At 50.5% G+C, this 15,732-nt stretch carries 17 protein-coding genes; 6 read left to right on the plus strand and 11 right to left on the minus strand.

The features are described 5' to 3' along the window. Positions 1-43 precede the first annotated feature (43 nt). On the plus strand, positions 44-238 hold the full coding sequence (locus ACEQ15_RS04530; protein ID WP_370277897.1) for a hypothetical protein: 195 nt from the start codon (positions 44-46) through the stop codon (positions 236-238). On the opposite strand, the gene ACEQ15_RS04535 is transcribed toward ACEQ15_RS04530, so the two are convergent. The 9 genes from ACEQ15_RS04535 to ACEQ15_RS04575 form a co-directional block, all read right to left on the minus strand. After that, positions 163-600: a hypothetical protein gene (locus tag ACEQ15_RS04535; protein ID WP_370277875.1), complete on the minus strand. Its 438-nt coding sequence runs from the start codon at positions 598-600 to the stop codon at positions 163-165. The two genes, ACEQ15_RS04530 and ACEQ15_RS04535, sit on opposite strands and share 76 nt — an antisense overlap. Positions 601-732: 132 nt before the next feature. Next, a complete protein-coding gene (locus ACEQ15_RS04540; RefSeq protein ID WP_370277876.1) occupies positions 733-1,140 on the minus strand; it encodes a hypothetical protein in 408 nt (135 codons plus the stop codon). Beyond that, positions 1,128-1,943, minus strand: a complete 816-nt coding sequence (locus ACEQ15_RS04545) for an alpha/beta hydrolase (RefSeq protein ID WP_370277877.1) — start codon at positions 1,941-1,943, stop codon at positions 1,128-1,130. The genes ACEQ15_RS04540 and ACEQ15_RS04545 overlap by 13 nt, the downstream gene beginning before the upstream one ends. Then, on the minus strand, positions 1,943-3,598 hold the full coding sequence (locus ACEQ15_RS04550) for an ABC transporter transmembrane domain-containing protein (RefSeq protein ID WP_370277878.1): 1,656 nt from the start codon (positions 3,596-3,598) through the stop codon (positions 1,943-1,945). Before ACEQ15_RS04550 ends, ACEQ15_RS04545 begins: the two co-directional genes overlap by 1 nt. Further along, a complete protein-coding gene (locus ACEQ15_RS04555) occupies positions 3,576-4,628 on the minus strand; it encodes a hypothetical protein (protein WP_370277879.1) in 1,053 nt (350 codons plus the stop codon). The genes ACEQ15_RS04550 and ACEQ15_RS04555 overlap by 23 nt, the downstream gene beginning before the upstream one ends. A 10-nt stretch (positions 4,629-4,638) precedes the next feature. Continuing rightward, positions 4,639-5,286, minus strand: coding sequence for a hypothetical protein (locus ACEQ15_RS04560; protein WP_370277880.1), 648 nt, complete (start codon positions 5,284-5,286; stop codon positions 4,639-4,641). Positions 5,287-5,289: 3 nt separating this feature from the next. Next, positions 5,290-6,633 carry a sensor histidine kinase gene (locus ACEQ15_RS04565; RefSeq protein WP_370277882.1) on the minus strand — a complete coding sequence of 448 codons (1,344 nt, stop codon included), beginning with the start codon at positions 6,631-6,633 and terminating at the stop codon, positions 5,290-5,292. 5 nt (positions 6,634-6,638) lie between these two features. Beyond that, positions 6,639-7,298 (minus strand): response regulator transcription factor, encoded by a 660-nt coding sequence (locus ACEQ15_RS04570; protein WP_370277883.1) that lies wholly within the window; start codon positions 7,296-7,298, stop codon positions 6,639-6,641. A gap of 2 nt (positions 7,299-7,300) precedes the next feature. Next, positions 7,301-7,597 (minus strand): PepSY domain-containing protein, encoded by a 297-nt coding sequence (locus ACEQ15_RS04575; protein ID WP_370277884.1) that lies wholly within the window; start codon positions 7,595-7,597, stop codon positions 7,301-7,303. A 280-nt stretch (positions 7,598-7,877) separates the two neighbouring features. Here ACEQ15_RS04575 and ACEQ15_RS04580 point away from each other — a divergent pair, with 280 nt between their 5' ends. Next, positions 7,878-8,432: a YqiA/YcfP family alpha/beta fold hydrolase gene (locus ACEQ15_RS04580; protein WP_370277885.1), complete on the plus strand. Its 555-nt coding sequence runs from the start codon at positions 7,878-7,880 to the stop codon at positions 8,430-8,432. A 70-nt stretch (positions 8,433-8,502) separates the two neighbouring features. Here the strand turns inward: ACEQ15_RS04580 and ACEQ15_RS04585 are convergent, their stop codons facing one another. After that, complete coding sequence (locus ACEQ15_RS04585; protein ID WP_370277887.1) at positions 8,503-9,798, minus strand: acetyl-CoA hydrolase/transferase family protein; 1,296 nt, start codon at positions 9,796-9,798, stop codon at positions 8,503-8,505. A 371-nt stretch (positions 9,799-10,169) separates the two neighbouring features. Between ACEQ15_RS04585 and dndB the strand changes: the two genes are divergently transcribed. The 4 genes from dndB to dndE are packed head-to-tail and all read left to right on the plus strand — an operon-like array spanning position 10,170 to position 15,286. Beyond that, positions 10,170-11,261 carry a DNA sulfur modification protein DndB gene (gene dndB / locus ACEQ15_RS04590; protein ID WP_370277890.1) on the plus strand — a complete coding sequence of 364 codons (1,092 nt, stop codon included), beginning with the start codon at positions 10,170-10,172 and terminating at the stop codon, positions 11,259-11,261. Beyond that, positions 11,258-12,925, plus strand: coding sequence for a DNA phosphorothioation system sulfurtransferase DndC (gene dndC / locus ACEQ15_RS04595; protein WP_370277892.1), 1,668 nt, complete (start codon positions 11,258-11,260; stop codon positions 12,923-12,925). Before dndB ends, dndC begins: the two co-directional genes overlap by 4 nt. Continuing rightward, entirely contained in the window at positions 12,925-14,934 is a 2,010-nt protein-coding gene (gene dndD, locus ACEQ15_RS04600; RefSeq protein ID WP_370277894.1) for a DNA sulfur modification protein DndD, read from the plus strand. Before dndC ends, dndD begins: the two co-directional genes overlap by 1 nt. A 1-nt stretch (position 14,935) precedes the next feature. Next, on the plus strand, positions 14,936-15,286 hold the full coding sequence (dndE, locus tag ACEQ15_RS04605) for a DNA sulfur modification protein DndE (RefSeq protein ID WP_370277895.1): 351 nt from the start codon (positions 14,936-14,938) through the stop codon (positions 15,284-15,286). A 19-nt stretch (positions 15,287-15,305) separates the two neighbouring features. Here dndE and ACEQ15_RS04610 read toward each other — a convergent pair whose 3' ends face one another. Further along, positions 15,306-15,629: an HNH endonuclease family protein gene (locus ACEQ15_RS04610; RefSeq protein WP_370277896.1), complete on the minus strand. Its 324-nt coding sequence runs from the start codon at positions 15,627-15,629 to the stop codon at positions 15,306-15,308. Positions 15,630-15,732: the final 103 nt, after the last annotated feature.

Genomic DNA, 15,732 nt, shown 5'->3' on the forward strand with positions numbered 1-15,732 from the left:
CACCAACGATGCCGCCATCGCCGCAGCAATCAATGGTTTCGGCATCACCCGTGTACTCTCCTATCAGGTAGCAAACCGTGTCACACAAAAAGAGCTGGAGTATGTACTCGCGGAATACGAGCCACCTGCCCAGCCCGTCCATATCCTGCACCGGCACGACCGCTATTCTTCGAACAAAGTGCGTGTGTTTATCGACCTGTTATCGGAACGTTTACGGGAAGACTCATCGCTGAGGTAGTAGATCCGGATACTGCTCTTGTGCAGATCAACGTCTTTGGGTAAGTGAACGGTGAAGTAGGAAGCACGCTTTTTCTTGCGGTGAACGTGACGGGGTTTGTAGGTAGATTGCAACGTATGAAGCTCCCGGCCTTTCGCGTTGTAGATCACAGTGATCACCTGACCGTGGGGGACTTTGACGTCACGGTTGCTGCGGGTTACCCGCCCACGCAGCTTCAAGCCTTTGTCCTCAAGGCGAACGTTATAGATACGGGCTGCATTATCATTTAGCACCTCCATTCGGGGTGCACGATCTCCGGCCTGCGCAAGCGCAACGGAGAAAATCAGCAGTAAAAAACCGACGAGCCATTTGATAGCAGACATAGCAGAACCCCGGCATTAGTCGAGAGTCGGCACCATGTGTAGTTTAGGCTTTATATGAGCGGAAAAGTTTCTGAGGAGAACCAGATGCGGCCCTCGCCGCATCTGGTTGAAAGAGGGTATAGATGGTTAAAGTTACTTCACCACATTTCCTGTAATGAATTGACGATAACGGATCACTTTCTCCAGCTCCCCGTTTTTACCAACACGATACTTGTAGTATTTATTGCCTTTGCGATAGATCCCGCGGCAACGGTAGGACTTGCCTTCCATACTCATGCACATCTCGGATTTATCATTGATACGCCAAACCCCGGCACGCTTCTCCCAATACCGCTCCTGCTCGACGCTACCATCGGGGGCGTAATAACTAAAACTGGTCGCCCCTGAAATAACGTTAAATGACTCTACCGTTTGGCCAACAAACAACGCCTGTACTTCTGCGCCAGTCAGCTGCTCCAGAGTTTCCTTTTCCTGCTTTACCTGGCATCCAAGCAACGCCATGCTAGCCATAGCGATTGCAGCCCACTTTAAACCACGCATTGTTTTCTCCATTCCCGCTCATCCCAAAACTGTTGTATCAACTGCAGCATATTGCTGTGCTGTGCGTTGCTCATAAAATCATGCCCCTGCCCCGCCAAGCGACAGAAACGAATTCCCTGGGCTACACCATTAGCCCGCTTGTATTCACTCATCGCGTCACTCCAGCGCCGCGCGCGTTCAAGACGATGCAATCCCTGCTGACGATCCAGTCTCTTTGACTGGCGTAGGCTCTTATCGCGTTCCACATCGTCTTCACCAACCATCACCAACATCGGCAACTGAACCATTTCGGCAAATCGGGAGGCCCCCAACCATTTAGGCCATTCAGCAAGCCCATACGGATATGGCACATCATCTTCGGGAAAGGTGTACCAACCGGCACTACTCAACACCAGAGATTCTATATTTTGGGGATGCATCATCGCATAGCGGTGTGCGAACTGTGCCCCCCCTGAATAGCCACAAAGATGAATCTTCAAGCCAGGTTGCTTTTGCCAGTGTTTCCAAGCGACCAGAACCGTGTTCAACGCCAGATCCGCACGAGGCTCAGAGCCCCCCTTAGACAGTTGCTGGTACTTTGGGAAGGCCGCTTTACTGAACTCAGGTACCATCAGCCAACAGCCATAGCTATCAGCCAGCGCTTGATACGCCTCCACCTGTTGCAGGTATTGCCGGGAAATGCCGTGTACGGCCACAATCAGGCGATCAGGATTTTTATTGTTCCGGGGCTGATAGAGCCATACCGGCATCGACTTCGCAGCGGGAAAAAGCACCCGTTTATACGATCCAGCAGCTGGTAACATTAGGAACACCTCTCCTTGATAGATGGATCAAATGCCAACACATTGGCAGTTTCAGCATCGTGCTCAGTACACCCTTCAACCGTGCCTTCGCCCAGATGCCACCGCGCCGTCACCTTCTCCTGAAGTACGGGCAATTCTGCGGCGATAACAATTGCACCGTCGAAAAAGTGGAACAACCTCAGCAGCATCTGTTGAATATCCGGATCATAAAGTGCGGCATCATCTTCGATCAGCAGTAACTTAGGACGGCGCAGCAGTGCACGTGCCAGCATGATCTGAAAGCGAAGCCCGCCAGACAAATTGCTGCCCGCTTCCTTTATCTTTCGGTCGCCACGCTCATAGCAATCCAGCAACCCCGTCACGGTGAGCACTTCATGGGTATACTCTTCGTCCCGCTTACGGGCACCGTAAAAGAGATTGCTTTCCAGCGTGCCGCTCAATAACGGCAGCTCTGCACTGACCAACGCAACGGTCTGGGCCCACAATGCCGGATGGAAGCGAGAACTGTCCCGACCGTTAAAGACCAACTTACCCTGCGACAACGGCAACAATCCGGCCAACATCAACAGCATCGAACTCTTGCCACATCCCTGCCGACCAACCAGTACAATCCGCGCTCCAGCACCCAGTTCCGCGCTAAATGGCTCAAAGCGCTGCGCTACCGCTACCTGACGTAGCTTGATTTTCAGTTCGCGTTTCGGCAGCTTACGACGTCCTTTATCTTCAACCGTTGATCGCTGCAGGAAACGTGTCAGTTTGTCGTGAGCAACCTGCTTTAATGTCCACAGCTCGTAAAGACGGCTCAAGCGGCGCATCTGTGCCAACAGGTAAAGTGACGCGGTTAACACCACAGCCAGATAATCTCCAGGAATCTGCCCGGCATTGCTTAAGCGCAGTCCAACCAGCAGCAACATCAGCACCGTACCCAGTACTACGGCTTCGTTGAAGCCACGTAAAATTGCCGAGATGCGGGCTTTGGCGATCTGTCTGCGGCGCACTTCTCTGGACTGCTGCGCAAACCGCCTGTTCTCCTTTCCCTTCTGGTTAAACAGCTTGATAAGGTGAAACTGACGCAGCTTTTCAGTCGTGTTGCGGATCATCACACTGCGACGACGGCGCACTTTTTCAGATGACCGATACAGACGTTTGCCAATCAAAAAATTACCTGTGATCGCAACCGCCGCCGGTACCACCAGACTGAACGCCAACTCCGGATGCAGTTGAGCAAGGCCGATCACGGCAACCACAAACCAGACACCTAACACCAGAAGGGGTGCCTGCCCCTGCACAATCCAGTTGCGTATCGCCCCCATGTCACTGGTCAGGCGTAGCAAGGTACCGCCTTTGTTCACCATCTCCCGATCACTGACTGGCAGCTTCAACGTATGCTCAAACACCTGCTGACGTAACTTACATACGTAATCCTGTGCCACCAGCTCGGCTACAAAACGTTCAACAAAACGCCCTGCCGCCAAAAAGAGGATCGCCGCAACAGCCAGTGCAATTTCAAAACTTCCGATCGCAGCCTGCCCACCGACGATGTACTGGCGGGCTGCGACAACCAAGCCCAGAAAGCAGGCCGACTGCAGCAGACCGGTCAGTATCAATGCAGCCAGCAGGCGCCAGCGTTGATCAGACGACACAGGCGGCAACATCGGTGTGATCCCGCATCAGGGCGCTTTTCAGGTATTCAACGGTATCCACCTCACGCAGACCACTCAGCGTATGCACCGGCAGTCCAAGCGCTAGCGCTACCTCATCGCAGCAGAGGGCCGAGCGGGTAAACACGCCACCCACCGAGTACACTGGAATGCCCGCGTGGATAATACGTTCAGTGGTCATCACCGCAGCAGCTGCACTGTCTGCGGCCACCAGCGCACCCGTCACTTCGCTGGCCAGTCGACCGGCGAGCAAAGCGCGTGTTTCAGGCTGGAAAACCCCGTCAGCCACTTCAACAACCAACACATCTGCATCATGCTGCATCGCATCTGCCTTGATGGTTCGCAGCATATCGATCAGTTGCTCTTCACCGATGCCCGCCGTACTCGGCATACCCGCATCGACGAAATCCTTCACCTGGAACGCACCGGCATCAAGCATCTTCCAGTAGTCGGGTCCGGCACCGGTCCCGGTAAGTTTGGCGCCCGCAACCCGCATACCGGCTTTACGAAAACTGTTGATCGCGGTGCACGCCAGTGTGGTTTTACCGCTGTTCATATCGCTGCCAATCACCAGCAACACCGGCATCGATTCGGCAGAGGGATGCAGATACGATGGTTTCAGCCGGGTATAGCGGGAGAGATTCAGCTTCTCGCCGGTCTCATCCGCCAGGGTGCCCAGCAAGGTAATTTCCGTGGCTGGCTTAACCTGCGAACTTTTGCTGATCATATTCGCCGCAAGACCACCGGCCGCCACCAGGTGACAAGGCCCCAGCTGGCTCGGTGATTCTGCGTGGAACTGAGCGGTCGCATAGCGATTGCCAGCCGCCACAACAATTTCATCCCCCGGATACAGATGTACGCGCCGGCCTTCCGTGTTTTCCAGACGTGCATGCTGACGAATACGGTCGACACGCGCCAACACCAGGTCTCCCACAACGGGATCTTTCGAACTGAGAGAGAACGCATCTTCCAGGCGTACGTTCCTTGTTACATAACTGCGCTTTGCATGACTCAAAAATCGCATTGGAAGTCTCCTATTTGGACGTTCTTAGTTTGTATACGGTGCGTGCAATACGCTTGGCGGTCACTTTCTCAGGATTCAGAACCCGGACCAGTTTTACCCGCTCTTTCTTGCCGTTGGCACGTGTGCTGCGACGGTCCACAACCAAACCAAGGGAGGGTGAGTATTTCAGCCGCACGGTCTCTTTCAGTTCATCCGCTTGCTTTGCTTTGACGGCAAAACGGGAACATTCATACTTCTCTGTTTTTAGCTTTTTCTTACGCAGGGTAAATGAACCCTTACCCACGTACTTGCAGTCCCAGCGCCGTACCGACTCCCCAGAGCTGGAGCTGATACGCTGCACATCAAAGCCCATGCTCTCCTCTTCACCAAAAGGCAATAACAGTTGCGGTTGTCCGTTGATGACGCGCTGCCTGTACCCCTGGTTTCGATCCGGGAACTTTTGGTAATGGAGAACAGGTACAACGGGCAGATCTGACCGGGAATACAAACGTTTGCGTTCGCTCTCCCAAAGGCGCCAACCGTCCTCAATACGTACCAGTTTCTCTACGCTGCCGTCGGAGTAGATCGCCACCGACCCGGGCTTCAATTCTGCATACACCTGTGTGCTGGCTACCAACAGCGTGGTAAGAGTCAATTTCCTTAACATGGTTGTACCCATCTACTACTCCACTAACTTGTTCTGCAATATGACATCTACCCTGAAGCCGCCTAATTCGCTGCGACTGTTGGTAATCCGTCCGTTGTAACTTTCCGCAATCGCCTGGCAGATCGATAAACCCAGGCCGTGCCCCGTCTGTTCGCCGCTTTCATCCGCCCGGATGCCACGCGCATTCACTTTATCCAGCTGCTCATCGCTCACGCCCGGACCATCGTCTTGCACAATAAAGTGCCAACTCTGCCCATCCTTACGAGCACTCAGGCTCACAGCCGACCCGGCATACTTCCAGGCGTTATCCAAAAGGTTGCCCAGCAGCTCAAGCATGTCGTCACGATCAAAAGGGATCTGCTGTTGTTCCACATCCAGCTCGAAGTGGATGGTGCGCCCGTGAATACGGTCCAGGAGCAGCTGCAGGTGCGGTAACTCCGATTCAAAGGTAAACAGGTTGCCCGGCACCGGATTCCCTGAAATGCGTGCCCTGCGCAGCTCTGCATCAATCCGGCGTTGAAGTTTCTCCAGAATGTTTTGCAGCTGTCCCTTGGTTTCAGGATCTGTTGCTTCATCGGCAAACAGCTGCAGTTCCAACAATGGCCGCTTAAGTTCGTGCGCCAGGTTACCTACCGACATACGAGAGCGTGCCACCTGCTCTGACGAGCGCTCCACCAATCCCTGAATCGAGTCCACCAGGGGTTTGATCTCGTCGGCGATGGCCGCCGGAAACTCCAGCTCACCCGAATCCCGATTGCTGCGTAAGGCACGCTGCACCGGTTCCAGCCGCGCGAAGCCATTGCGTAATACTCGACGCTGCCAAACAACGGTTACCAGCAGTAAGCCAACCACAACGACCAACAGCAGATTGCGGTAGTAGGCATGTTCGGCCTGGATCGTCGAGATATCCTCCGCAATCCAGAGGGTAAATGCCTCGCCCTCCTTGCTGAATCTCTCCTGCAACACCATCCAGGATTCATCCTTCACGTTGTGGTAGAGGTACTCCTTCGAATCTCCCGCGCTAAACTGTTCCGGGTCCACCCGTCGATCCCACAGGGAGCGCGAACGAATCTGACCGTCAGGCCAGCGTAGAATAAAGTAGTGTCCAGACCTGACCCGCTGGTAGACGTGGGGGAGAAAGCGTTCTTCCACATCCCAATCCCCAGTGTCTGTCTTTTCGACCGATGCGATCAGGCTCTCGGCATCCTGCTGCAGGCGTCCCACAACAATTTGATCCACCAGGTTATGCACGCTTTCGAGCACCACCAACACCAGCAAAATCAGCAAGGGCGCCATCACCGCAATCAGGCGGTAGCGGATAGAGCGCTCGAGCGAATACCCTGAGTTCCGTTCTGCCATTCCCGTCATCCCTTCAACCGATATCCCTGGCCCCTATGGGTCTCAATCAACCCTTTTCCAAAACGCTGGCGCAGACGGTTGATGTAGACTTCGATCACATTGCTGTCGCGAATCTGCTCTTCTTCATACACGTGTTCACTGAGCTGACTCTTCGAGAGCACTCGCTCACCGTTCATCATCAGATACCGCAATAACCGAAACTCAATCCCTGTCAGTTGATGCTCTTTGCCATCACTGTCGATCACCAATTGCCGATCCGGATCCAACTCCAGATCACCGTGTTTTATCTTTTGGGTCGAACGCCCATACTGGCGACGAATGACCGCATCGAGACGTGCCAGCAGCTCCTCAACGTGGAACGGCTTACCAAGATAGTCATCAGCGCCCGCCTTTAAACCGTCCACCCTCTCCTGCCAGGTATCACGACCGGTCAACACCAGCACCGGGGTTTCATCTCCGGCCTTACGCATCTCGGCAAGCACTTCGAGGCCCGGTTTCAGCGGCAGCCCAAGGTCAAGTACGATCGCGTCAAAGCTGTCTTCACGCATCAAAAAGGATGCATCCTGTCCGTCGTGGGCAAGCTCCACCACATAGCCCGCGCTGGATAATGCAGGTTTGAGGATCTCTACCTGATTCAAATCATCTTCAACCAACAGTAAGCGCATACTTAATCCTCAAACTCCTCACGCAGCAGCTGACCTGTCCTGGCATCAATTTCAAACTCCATCACCACACGATTGCCGTTCAGGATCTCAAACTCATAAATAAGCTGCCCGTCTTCCTCGCGCTCCAATTCGATATCCAGCAAAGTGGATTGGGATATCTGCGGATGCAGCTCCAGAATCTCTTCCAGTGGCATTACCGTTCCCTCTTCCACCAGCATCAATACATCGTCTGCACCGAGGCTATCTGCATGTGCAGGAAGGCTGGCGAGAAAAATCAGTGAAAGCAGCGTTAAACGCATATAAGTGAACTCCTAGGTAACATGCTCACTCCATAAGTCACAGTTGGCTCTGCTTCAGTCGATAAAGCACAGTGTACGCAGGCTAACTTAAATGAAACTTAAATTTCTTAATCGTTAGCAATATTTGTAGAGTTTTTTGTATAGCGACACTTTCTGTTCCGATAAAAGACCAAATCTATCAATACGTTAGATCCTTCATACAGACCGCAGTATTGAGCCCTATCTACCCTGCTGCTACGTTATCGGCCTTGATATCACACCTTGGAACAGGGAATTCTTAATGAAGATCATCTACCTACACGGCCTCGGATCTAACGGTCAATCGTCAACCGCGTGTGGTCTATCTAAATTGGGGTTCGATGTGATATCCCCCGACTACCGGCCCCAGTTCTTTAGCGAGAGCCTGGAACAACTCATCCAGCTAGTCGAGCACAGCCAACCAACACTGATCGCGGGCACCTCCATGGGCGGATACTACGCCCTCAAACTATTCGAGCGCTTTGCCCTGCCCACCATTGCGATCAATCCTTGCTTTGATCCAGCAACACTGCTGCAGAAATACCTGGAGCAACCAGCGCATGATTTCGTAACCGATACACCAATCCCGTTTGATCAAGCGATGTTGGACGCGTTCGAATCCATCGTCTCAACCAACGGTCAGCAACCTTATGATTTGGAGATCGTAATTGGTATGAACGACGATGTAATCCCAGCCAAGTTACAGCAGCAGTTCTGTAACCAGCTAGGCTGGAACTGGAGTGAAGTGGATTGGGGACATCGGGTGGATGATGTGGGATTACTGGGCGAGATGATCAATCGTCTTAGATCCGATTAATCGACTCAATTCGCACTATGAGGGTTAAAAAGCGCTCCTGCTAATAGGAGCGCTTTTTTGTTTGTGGATCTTAGTTCAGGCTCAAGCGCAGCTTATCAAAGGCTTCCCGGTTGAGCTCTTCTCGGAAATCCGGATGCGCAATCTCAATCAGATCCCGCGCACGCTCACGCAAGCTACGTCCACGCAGACTAACAACACCGTATTCTGTAGCGATGTAATGCACATGCGCACGCGTGGTAACCACACCTGCACCATCGTTCAGGGTAGTGGTGATACGGGAGACGGAACCGCCTGCGGCTGTGGATGGCAACGCGATTACACCACGTCCACCTTCAGACAACGATGCACCACGCACAAAGTCGATCTGACCGCCAAAACCCGAGTAGATCTTCGAGCCTACCGAATCAGCCGAGACCTGACCGGTCAGATCCACCTGAATGGCACTGTTGATCGACATTGCCTGCGGGTTACGCTGAATACTGCGCATGTCGTTCACGTACTCGGTATCCAGGAACTGAACCATCGGGTTGTCATCCACAAAGTCGTACAGCTTCTGGCTGCCGATCACAAAGCTGGTAACAATTTTGCCCGCGTGGTTCTTTTTATAGGCACCGGTGATCACACCCTTTTCAACCAGAGGCAGTACACCGTCTGAGAACATCTCGGTGTGTACACCCAGATCCTTACGATCGCCAAGGCACGCCAGCACCGCATCAGGAATCGCACCAATACCGGTCTGGATACAATCGCGGTCCTGCACCAACGCGGCAACATTCTCACCAATCGCCTTATAAATCTCGCTTTGCGCCGCCGGTTCGTGACAACTCAGTGGCGCCGCCTCTTCGTAAACCGTATGAAAATCCTTATACGCGATGATGCCATCACCATGGGTGCGCGGCATGTTCGGATTGATGTGGGCGATGATCTTGCTCGCCTTCTCCAACGCAGCATGGGTCGCTTCAACCGAAATACCCAATGAACAGTTACCGTGCTTATCCGGTGGGCTCACCTGGATAATCGCCGTATCAACCCGCTGCTCACCGCGACGAATCAGCTTAGGTACCTCCGCCAACAGCATCGGCACATAGTCCGCATCGCCGTTTTGCACCGCCTTACGCGTAACCGCACCTACAAAATAACAACGACAACGCAGATGGCCACGCAGCTCTGGCGCGGTCATCATTGCCGCGCCTTCACCTTCTGTATGCAGCTGTAGCAAGGTCAGATTGCGACGTGACAGCGCGTGCTTGGCAAGGCCTTTCAGCAACACGCTAGGCGTCGCCGCCATATTATGCGTCCAGATCGCTTCGTTATCCTGAATTGAGGACACGGCATCTTCCGCACTATGGGCAATACGAGGGGACATTTTCTACTCCACCAGAGGAAACATATAATCGGGGTGATTTATAGCTTGTTGCGGTGCAAAAAGACAGGAGCTAAGTCAAAGACTGTTATAAGCAAAAACAAAAAGAGTTGTGACTATTCCCTTTCAATGACTGAGTAAGGAATTCCTAAATATACAATCTAGCTTGAAGCACGTAGCTATCTAGAGCGATTACCGGTCTTTCCGCACCCGATACTTATTATTCAGAGTGCATCAAACAATCCACTTCTCTCACATAAGCACCCTCTCTTTTTAATGGAACTTCAAAGCTCTATAGAAATTTCCAATAAGCAAAATATTACAAACAAGGATATTGTTTGCAATAATAAACAAACATCAAGAAAGGAACTCTTATGAAATCTCGCCGAGCCGAATTTAGCCATACATTTCCTGCTGTTCGGGGAGTCCAAGCCGGGCGATCCTGTTACATCGCTATGTGCCCGATGCGCCTGATCCCAAAGCTATTTGTATTCGATGAAGAGGAAGTACCGCCAGAAATTCGCGCACAGCGCTCTATCAATTACTCGCGGGTTCCAGATATCGCAAACTATCTTGTGGATAACACTTCGGATTACACCCTATCAGCCATAACTGCATCGATAGATTCAGCTGTTCATTTCGAACCTATTGCGGATACAGGAGCAGAAGCGAACCTCGGTCTCTTGTCTATCCCTATGGATGCTCAGATCCTTATCAACGATGGACAACATCGCCGCGCTGCAATTGAACGTGCTGTTAAGGAACACAGTGAACTCGGGCACGACAATATTCCCGTTTTGTTTTTCATGGATGATGGCCTTAAACGATGTCAGCAGATGTTCGCAGACTTAAACAAGCATGCGGTAAGACCAAGCGATTCACTTAGCACTTTATATGACCACAGAGATCCCGGATCAGAGCTGGCTCGCTACCTGGTGGAACATGTCAGCAGCTTCAGAAAACTTACAGAAATGGAGCGATCTACTGTTTCCAAGAGAAGCCTCAAACTTTTCACATTAAGCAGCATTAAGTTAGCCAGCCGCAGCCTGCTATCGAAAGGAGCAAGAGATAGAATTTCTGAAGAAGAGATGGCACTAGCAGCGCTCTACTGGAACACGGTATCGAACTACATTTCAGACTGGAAAGCTGCAGAAAAGAGGACAATTCCCACTTCAGAGCTTCGTGAAAACTTTGTCCATTCACATGGCGTAACACTCCACGCTTTAGGGTGCGTTGGAGCAGATCTTTTGAGACAATACCCTGCTTGCTGGGAAGAAAAGCTCCCCGCCTTACTATCAATAGACTGGTCTCGCCAAAACCCACTTTGGGAAGGGCGCGCCTTACAACATGGGCGTCTTAGCAAGGCCCGTACTCACGTAACCCTGACCGCAAACCATATCCGCAGTGTGCTTGGGCTTACGCTTTCGCCAGAAGACCAAGCACTGGAAGAACAATTTACAACATGACACAAACCGAAACGCTCTACAGCACCATGGATGAACTTCTGGCCGACCAGGAGTTCGCAGGTAGACCCGCATACGATCTTATCAGGGAGATCCAGGACCTCTACCTGGAGGACAAAAAGCCATGGGTAATAGGCTATAGCGGAGGTAAAGACTCCAGCGTAATTTTGTCGCTGGTGTATGTTGCGCTCACCAAGCTCAAGAAAGAGCAACGTCATAAGCATGTCTATGTAGTTTCGTCCGACACGCTTGTAGAGACTCCAATCGTTATCGATCTGGTTACCAGTACCATTGATCAGATAAACAAGCATGCTGCGGAAAACGAGCTACCTATTACAGCACATCAGGTTGTTCCTCTGATGGAGAAGACGTTCTGGGTAAACCTTATCGGGAAGGGCTACCCTGCGCCTACGCAAAACTTCCGCTGGTGTACCGAACGTATGAAGATCGACCCCGTCAGCGCATTTATCAAAGACAAGGTCGAGCGTTTCGGAGAGGTTATTGTGGTTCTTGGTGCCCGAAGCCAAGAGAGTGCCTCTCGAGCTCAAGTAATAGCAAAGCATAAGATCGAAGGTTCTTCATTATCGCGTCACACTTCCTTGGTCGGTGCCTTTACCTATATGCCAATCGAAGACTGGAACTTCGATGAAGTATGGATGTATCTGCTTGGCGCTCCATGCCCTTGGGGTGGCACACATCACGAGCTATTTGCACTTTACAAAGATTCAAACGCAGGCGAATGTCCACTCGTAATTGACACCAAAACCCCATCATGTGGTAATTCCCGCTTCGGTTGCTGGACATGCACTGTAGTAACCAAGGACAGAGCAATTGAAGGCCTGATTGAGTCCGGTGAGACCTGGATGAAAAGGCTAAAAGCACTGCGTAATTGGTTATACCGGTCGACCCTACCGCATAACAAAGGATACTACCGAAACATCAAAAGACGTCACGGCAAAGTCGACTTTGCTCGGAACCAAAACCTGTCTGATAGTTACGCTGAGCGTGAACATACCTATGGCCCTTATCAGATGAAATGGCGTCAACACTGGTTGGCTTGGATATTGCGGTTACAGGAAGAGCTTAATCAAGATAAGCACCGCATCACATTGATCACCGAGAGTGAACTTCACAACATCCGCGAGGAGTGGCTAACCGATCCGAACGAACCTGATTGGGATGATACCCTGCCTGAAATCTATAAACAGATTACGGGTAAAGCATTCGAGAAACGTCCATCCGATAGAAATTTCCCGCGAAAAGAAGCTCGTAAAATTCTTGAATCTCTAGAAGAAGAATTTGAAGCGCCAGCTGAATTGGTTATGAAGCTGATTGATCTTCAGCACAGTATGGATCAGTCAGGAAACCGTCGTGGCTACTTAGACAAGATTGATACCCTGCTCAATAAGGACTGGGGAACAATCGAGCAGATTCTTGCAAACCGAGAAGCCACCCGCTTGGACACAGACCTGAAGCGTGAACTTCAGGAGAAAGATGTAGAAAACAAGGCGTATGAAACTATTGAAGCGGATAGTGATGATGACCAGAAGAAGTCACGTCAATTGAATAGCCTATACGACGCAGAATTAACGCTCCTCACGAAAGAGTATGAAGAGTTGCTAACCGAAGAACGCGAATTTTTAGCAAATCTGGAGGGCCAACACTGATGCTACTCCAGTCTGTCATCCTCGAGAATTTCCGTGTATTCCACGGTGAAGTGGAAGTAAAACTTTGGCCGGAACAGGACTCGAATGAATCACGACCGATTATCCTATTCGGTGGTCTAAACGGTGCAGGTAAAACCAGCATCTTAACTGCTACCCGCCTAGCCCTATATGGTCGCCAAAGCTTAGGTAAAAATACGACTCGCAAGGCCTACCAACAGTTCTTAAGCGATTCTATCCACAAGTCCATTGATGATGCACTTCAACTGACCAGCGCTTCAGTCTCCCTCTGCTTCAAATACGGTCCTGCAGGCAAAGAAAGCGATTACAAAGTCACACGTAGTTGGGCGGAAAACACCAAAAAAGAAGTCGTTGAGAAACTAACGATTGAAAGTGAATCTACTAGCTTTGACATCCTTACTCAGGAGCAGTTGCAAGCATTCCTGAACGAACTTGTACCACTAGGTGTAGCAGACCTCTTCTTCTTTGATGGAGAAAAAATCGCAGAGCTTGCAGAAGATGATGGCAATGTTGTTCTGGGCGATGCAATACGCCAGCTTCTAGGTATAGACCTTATCCGTCGTTTGCGTACGGATTTAAGTACATATTTAAAGGACCGAGCCAAAAAAGGCACGAGCAAAGAGATCAAGGCAGAAATCGAAAACCTTGAAGCTGACTATGCTAAGAGCCTTAAAGATTATCGCTCAGCAAAAGAGCAATTAGATCAGAACAAAGATAAGCTTCATCAACTTACTGCCGAGATTGCAATTACCGAAGATGTACTGAGCGAGAAAGGTGGCACCTGGGCACGTTCACGTCAGGAAGAAAAAGAACAGATCACTACACTTCTAACTCAGAAGCGAGTTCTCTCTGACCAAATCCGAGAGATGCTTTCAGGAACAGCGCCTTTAGTGCTTGCAGAGAAGTCCCTCAAGCAACTGCTTCAACAACTGAGAACGGAACAGGATCAGAAAAAGCAGGCATTGCTAAAGGCTTCACTTACTCAGCATCTTTCAGACTTTCAGGCAGAATTGCGTCGTAGCCTCGGTAAAGAAGCAGATGCTGCGATTTCCGCAGCCTCCTGTGCGGCTTTTGGCGACATTCTTCAAGGTGAACTTAACGCTTCACCTCTACATGATTTATCAGAGCGAGAGTTCAGCCGCATCGAACATATGATTGAAAAGGTTATACCTTCACAGAATAAGTTATTTCGTGAACGTGTGACTGACCTAGAGAAAATAGAACGAAATCTAGAACAAGCCTCACTTCGAGTTGAACGTGCTCCTGACGAAGCCGTGCTAAAAGAGGAACTCGATGTTCTTGCAGACCAGGTTAAAGATCAGGCTCGACTACAACAAACTATAAAGTCAGATTCTGAGGAAGTACGCCGACTATTGCGAACCTCTGTAGATATCCTGCGTAAGCTGCGTGACAAAGAAGAAACATATGGATTGGCGGTAAGTGCGAGTCAATCACACACCTATGCACTGAACACCAGCGAACTACTGAAAGTCTTTACTCAGCAACTCACGGAGAATAGCGTGAAACGATTAGAGAGCGAGTTTGTACGTGCATTCCAAAACCTCGCTCGTAAGGACGACATTAGCCTGAAAGCTAATATCGATCCGCGTACTTTCTCCGTAACGCTTACCGATAAGCACGGTAAAGCCATCAACAAGCAGCAACTGTCTGCGGGTGAAAAGCAAATCTATGCTATCGCGATGCTGGAAGCACTGGGGCGCACCTCCGGCCGCAATCTGCCGATCATTATCGATACACCACTGGGCCGACTGGACTCAAAGCATCGTAATAAACTGATTAAGAACTATTTCCCTTCGGCAAGCCACCAGGTCATTATCCTGTCGACAGACACCGAAGTGGATGAAGACTTCTTCCGTGAGCTAAAAGACAGCATCAGCCTGACCTACGAAATAAGTTACAACCCTCAGCTTCGTCGCTCTGAACTAAAGCCGGGATATTTCTGGCAACCACAGATACAGGAGGCCAGCTGACATGGCGCTGCCCAATGACCTACGTGTTACAAAACAGACTGAAGACCAGCTTCGCCGACTAAAGCAGTACACAGGCCTTACGAACAATGTAATCGCCCGTATTGGCTTTATGCGCTCTATGGAAAAAGGATATACCTATCGAGAAAACAAGGTCTCGCTAGATGGTAATCTCGTACTGAATAAACATACCTGGCTAGGAGATACCAGCCAGTACACTGAACTTCTGCTAAAGCAGAAATACCCAGACTTTGACCAAACACAGATGCTCAAAGCCTGGGCTGCTCATGTTGAGGAAGGAATTGCAAGCATTCGCAATCTTAAGAGCATTGGGGAGTTTTCTGCAGCTTTATAGCTGCAGAGAACTTTAACGTTTAAGCTAATTCTCGACCTAGCAGCATTATGCTAGCAATATCATTTACAACACGTTTTGCTCGAAGCTCTATTGCTTTCTTATTCCATTCTTCGAATTTTTCCGCTACCTCACGGGCAATTACCAAGCTGCTTTTCTTGTAGAATGGCGATTTTTTAGCAAAGCTACCGTCACCACAGCGGACATTTTCCTCTAGAGTAAGCAGCGTGAGATTGCCAATTGAATTCACCAAATCCTCACTAACTTCCCCTCCTGTCATTGAACGACTATGAATGTGTTCAATAGAGAAGGCCGGGCTATTCACAACAACAGAGTTACTGTGCATTTTGTATAACCTGAATCAGTGAATTCATCTGCTATTGCCGTGCCACCGCATTGAATATAACCACATTCTTTAACACCGCTCGATCTTATCCGGATTCTGCCGC

Source organism: Pontibacterium sp. (genome assembly GCF_964228735.1).
In the GTDB taxonomy this organism is placed as follows: domain Bacteria; phylum Pseudomonadota; class Gammaproteobacteria; order Pseudomonadales; family Balneatricaceae; genus Pontibacterium.

Excerpts from the sequence above, each read along its gene's own strand:
- ACEQ15_RS04535 (WP_370277875.1), bottom strand. The coding sequence starts at position 600 with ATGTCTGCTATCAAATGGCTCGTCGGTTTTTTACTGCTGATTTTCTCC.
- ACEQ15_RS04540 (WP_370277876.1), bottom strand. The coding sequence starts at position 1,140 with ATGCGTGGTTTAAAGTGGGCTGCAATCGCTATGGCTAGCATGGCGTTG.
- ACEQ15_RS04545 (WP_370277877.1), bottom strand. The coding sequence starts at position 1,943 with ATGTTACCAGCTGCTGGATCGTATAAACGGGTGCTTTTTCCCGCTGCG.
- ACEQ15_RS04550 (WP_370277878.1), bottom strand. The coding sequence starts at position 3,598 with ATGTTGCCGCCTGTGTCGTCTGATCAACGCTGGCGCCTGCTGGCTGCA.
- ACEQ15_RS04555 (WP_370277879.1), bottom strand. The coding sequence starts at position 4,628 with ATGCGATTTTTGAGTCATGCAAAGCGCAGTTATGTAACAAGGAACGTA.
- ACEQ15_RS04560 (WP_370277880.1), bottom strand. The coding sequence starts at position 5,286 with ATGGGTACAACCATGTTAAGGAAATTGACTCTTACCACGCTGTTGGTA.
- ACEQ15_RS04565 (WP_370277882.1), bottom strand. The coding sequence starts at position 6,633 with ATGGCAGAACGGAACTCAGGGTATTCGCTCGAGCGCTCTATCCGCTAC.
- ACEQ15_RS04570 (WP_370277883.1), bottom strand. The coding sequence starts at position 7,298 with ATGCGCTTACTGTTGGTTGAAGATGATTTGAATCAGGTAGAGATCCTC.
- ACEQ15_RS04575 (WP_370277884.1), bottom strand. The coding sequence starts at position 7,597 with ATGCGTTTAACGCTGCTTTCACTGATTTTTCTCGCCAGCCTTCCTGCA.
- ACEQ15_RS04580 (WP_370277885.1), top strand. The coding sequence starts at position 7,878 with ATGAAGATCATCTACCTACACGGCCTCGGATCTAACGGTCAATCGTCA.
- ACEQ15_RS04585 (WP_370277887.1), bottom strand. The coding sequence starts at position 9,798 with ATGTCCCCTCGTATTGCCCATAGTGCGGAAGATGCCGTGTCCTCAATT.
- dndB (WP_370277890.1), top strand. The coding sequence starts at position 10,170 with ATGAAATCTCGCCGAGCCGAATTTAGCCATACATTTCCTGCTGTTCGG.
- dndC (WP_370277892.1), top strand. The coding sequence starts at position 11,258 with ATGACACAAACCGAAACGCTCTACAGCACCATGGATGAACTTCTGGCC.
- dndD (WP_370277894.1), top strand. The coding sequence starts at position 12,925 with ATGCTACTCCAGTCTGTCATCCTCGAGAATTTCCGTGTATTCCACGGT.
- dndE (WP_370277895.1), top strand. The coding sequence starts at position 14,936 with ATGGCGCTGCCCAATGACCTACGTGTTACAAAACAGACTGAAGACCAG.
- ACEQ15_RS04610 (WP_370277896.1), bottom strand. The coding sequence starts at position 15,629 with ATGCACAGTAACTCTGTTGTTGTGAATAGCCCGGCCTTCTCTATTGAA.